Genomic DNA, 3,868 nt, shown 5'->3' on the forward strand with positions numbered 1-3,868 from the left:
GTGCTTGGGCCAAGGGAACCGCGTGCTCGGCTTTCTCGACTGAAAACCCCGCGACCACGCGTGTCTGTTTCAATCGCTGCAAAATCTCAGTAGGAAAGATCGTTGTCATTGTAGTTTGGTCTCTTTTCAAAAAACGTTCCGGTGGCTTTACATGGAAACCTATCCCACATTGACACGCCAGCAGCCTATCTGTCATTTGCGGAGTCATTCTTTAGCGAAGTCCTTTTTTTCTCGAACCAAGCTTGTCGCTCCTGTCCCGAGGCGATGCCGTCCCGGTTGGTATCCATCTCGTCAAAATTGGATTCCACCTTGGCTTGATTCCAATTCCAGCCCTCCTTTTCCCATTTTGCCTTTTCCATCGCGACAAACTCGGCCTTGGTCGCATCGGTCGAGGGATTATTTTTTGCCGGTTTCATCGCAGTGGCGGGTTTGGCGACGCGAGACTTGTCGGTTTGTACTTGCCTAATATTCGACTCGCTCTGTTTTGCCGCACGATTCTGCCAAACGCGGACGTAGTCCACTGACATCGCCGTCGGAAATCCCTCGTTGGTGGTTTTTTCGTACACTGGAACGCGATTCCCATTCTGGTAGCCTTCAAACGGATAGCGAAGTCCCAGTGAGAATGTAATGTGCATCGGGAGGTGCCAGTACAGGTTGGGTTTCCTGCCAATTTCTTTTCCATCAATGTACCACACGACCCAATTCTCTGTGTTTTCAACGGCGTAGAGGTGATAGTCGTCGCGGGGATCCCACGGCGCCACAAACTCGTTTTTGCACATTAGCGGATTGGTGTTGGGACGGATCCACACTTTTGCCCCATTCTTTAAGAGCTGGGTGTGTAAGTTGCAGTCGATGTGATTCACGCCGTGATGCTGCTTCGTCAACGCGTCATATTCGCTCTGCTGTAATTCGATCACATCAATTTCGGAATAGGTGACGGTTTCGCCATCTATCGCCCGATAACGATTTTCGGGGCCTTTGCTATGCAGCCAAAATGCGGGCGATGCTCCGGGGAAACGTGAGCAACCTTTCACACGAGCCTCGAAGTAGCCGTAGGTTATCGTCTTGTGCGTTCTGGCGATTCCTGATTTGTAGTCGAGTTTCTGGTTGCCGCGTTGATGCGTTTGCTGGACCATCTGCAAATGCAGTGAACCATTGTTCTGACTCGTGTTTTCGGGTTCCCAGCTCCAAGTTCCCCAGTCCTCGGTATTGGTGTTCCATTTTTGAGCGTTGATAGTATCTCCGTTGAACTCATCGGAGAACTCGGGCACCAACTCCCACTCACCGGGGCTGGCCCGCAAAATGTCTCCGACGGGTAGCGGCGTATCCGCGATCACCGTCGATGAAACCGCGAGCGAGAGGGTCAGGAACAGCATGCTTCTAAATGCGAAAATCATTTTGGCTTCCACGTGTTAGTGAGCGGGGGGCAGTTTGTTAAGGATCACGAGAATCGACAACACGATCATGGCTATCGAGCATCCCTCGATCGCTTGAATACGGAATCACTTTCAAGCGACAGAAAATTGGCTAACGATTCTCGGCTGTTTGCGTGAATCGTTCACGAATGGTTCGACGTAGGGATGATGCAACGGCCGGGGAATATTGTGTCGTTTATTGCGATCCATCGATTGAAAAGATCGACTCGTAATTGGGCATGTGATTTTGCTGCCACGGTTCGCCTTCCTTTTCGGTATAGAACCACAAAGGCTGGGTGTGAGTATGGCTCCACTTCTCCGCCGCCGAGATCATGGTTCGCAGTACTTCGGGATGCGAGCGGCTGAGGTCGTTGTCTTCGTGGATGTCGTTGTCGATGTTATAGAGTGTCCATTGTTTACCGATACAAGTTGCTTTCCACTGGTCTTGTCGGATGCCCACGTTGCTGAATGCTGCATAATGACGCAGCGCAAAGATCGGTTGTCCTTTGCGTGAACTGCGGTCTGCTAGAAAGTCGGTCCAGATATCTTTGCCATCAAGTTCTTTGTTCTCTGGAACGCTTGCTCCCGCCAGTCCGGCAAAGGTGGGATAGAAATCCAAAGCGGATACGGGATGATCAAAACGTTTGCCTGCGGGGACCACGTGGGGCCAATGAAAGAACATTGGAACACGGAATCCACCCTCGCAAACGCTTCCCTTTCCTTTTGCCAGTGGAGTGTTGTCGGAACCAGTCCCTTCTTTGCCTCCATTGTCACTCAAAAACACAATTAAGGTATTGTTCAACTTGCCGGCTTGCGTGAGCGCGGCAACCACATCGCCAACGCCACGGTCCACCGCATGCACCATCGCAGCATAGGTTCGGCGTTTCTCGTCTTTGATATCCGCGTATTGGGCGAGGTCTTCCTCTTTGGCTTGCAGCGGTGTGTGCGGCGCGTTGTACGAAAGATAGAGGAAAAACGGAGCGTCTCTTTCTGCCGCCTCTTTCACGAATCGCACGCCTTCGCGTGAAAGCGCGTCGGTCATGTACTGCGTTTCGTTGACCTGTTGGCCATTATGCTCGAGCGGAAGAATGTAGTCATTAAAGGTGGTTTTTCCTGCCTTTTTTTGACGTTCATAAGTCGCCATGTATTTCTCGGGAAAATAGTCGTGTCCTCCGCCAAGGAAACCGTAGAAATCATCGAAGCCGCGGTTGTTTGGGTGAAACGGTGGATCGATCCCCAAATGCCATTTACCCACCACTCCGGTGTAATAGCCAGCTGTCTGCAGCACCGTGCTTATTAGTGTTTCCACAACCGGAATGCCTTGGCGGTTGTATTGCTCGATGCCGAGTCCTGCATTGGGCAGATTAAAGGGGGCCCCAAACTCGTGCGGATAGCGGCCCGCCATCAATCCCATGCGACTCGGGCCACAGAAGGGATGCGTCACGTAGGCGGACGTAAAAATCGTTCCGTTGCGGGCTAGATGGTCAAGCGACGGAGTTTGGATATCTTTGGCCCCGTTGAAACCGACGTCCGCGTAACCAAGATCGTCACAGAGAATGACCACAATATTGGGTCTTGGTGGCTCGTCTGCAAATGCGGTGGCCGAGGCTGCAGCGACCGTCAACACGGCAGCGGCGCACAACAATAGGTAGGACAGATAGATGGATGATCGGCCGATAGAATCGCGGGTCAGCATGGGTGTGATCTGATTTGGAGGGACGAGTAAAAGGACACCGCGGGGCGGAATGTTGGATGATGCAAGTGCGGGTAAAGCGATTTGAAACTCGCGTGGCGTCCGCTTGAGGCAACACGCGGTTTGGGCCAACATGTCGCTTGGACGAACAGGTGGTTTTAGGCCAACACGTCCTTGATGACATGACCGTGGACATTCGTCAGTCGCCGCTCGATCCCGTTGTGATAGAAGGTCAAACGTTCGTGATTGAGCCCCATCAAATGCAACAGTGTCGCGTTGAAGTCATAAACCGTTGTCGGGTTGATTGCGGCTTTGAAGCCAAATTCGTCGCTTTCGCCGTAGCTGAATCCCTTCTTGACACCGGCACCCGCCAAAAAGCAAGTAAATGCACTTGGGTTATGGTCACGTCCAGTACCGTTGCCTTGCAAAAATGGCATCCGTCCGAATTCGGTGGCCCAAACCACCAGCGTGTTTTCAAGCATTCCGCGTTGCTTCAGATCGGCGAACAGGGCCGCAGTCGGTTGATCCATGATCTCGGCCTGCATCGCATGCGTTTTTTCGATGTCCGAATGAGAGTCCCAGTTCGTGATGCCGTTTCCGCCCGAGGGATCGCTGCCGTTGAACAGTTGGACGACGCGGACTCCTTTTTCGAGTAACCGACGAGCCAAGATGCAGTTCTGGGCATACTCGCCTCGTAGTTTGCTGCCGCCCTCGACGCCATAGGCTTTCAGCGTCGCGGCAGTTTCACCGGAGATGTCCA

3 protein-coding genes are annotated in these 3,868 nt (G+C 52.6%); all 3 read right to left on the bottom strand.

Annotated elements, in window-relative coordinates:
• Positions 1-185: 185 nt before the first annotated feature.
• Positions 186-1,397 carry a kappa-carrageenase gene (locus tag ABX962_RS32240; protein WP_372725785.1) on the bottom strand — a complete coding sequence of 404 codons (1,212 nt, stop codon included), beginning with the start codon at positions 1,395-1,397 and terminating at the stop codon, positions 186-188.
• 214 nt (positions 1,398-1,611) lie between these two features.
• Complete coding sequence (locus tag ABX962_RS32245; RefSeq protein WP_372725787.1) at positions 1,612-3,111, bottom strand: sulfatase-like hydrolase/transferase; 1,500 nt, start codon at positions 3,109-3,111, stop codon at positions 1,612-1,614.
• Positions 3,112-3,266: 155 nt separating this feature from the next.
• Positions 3,267-3,868 (bottom strand): DUF1501 domain-containing protein (locus ABX962_RS32250; protein WP_372725789.1); only part of this gene is annotated, 602 nt, incomplete at its 5' end.

The sequence above is a fragment of the Novipirellula sp. genome (assembly GCF_041583735.1).
Lineage (GTDB): Bacteria > Planctomycetota > Planctomycetia > Pirellulales > Pirellulaceae > Novipirellula.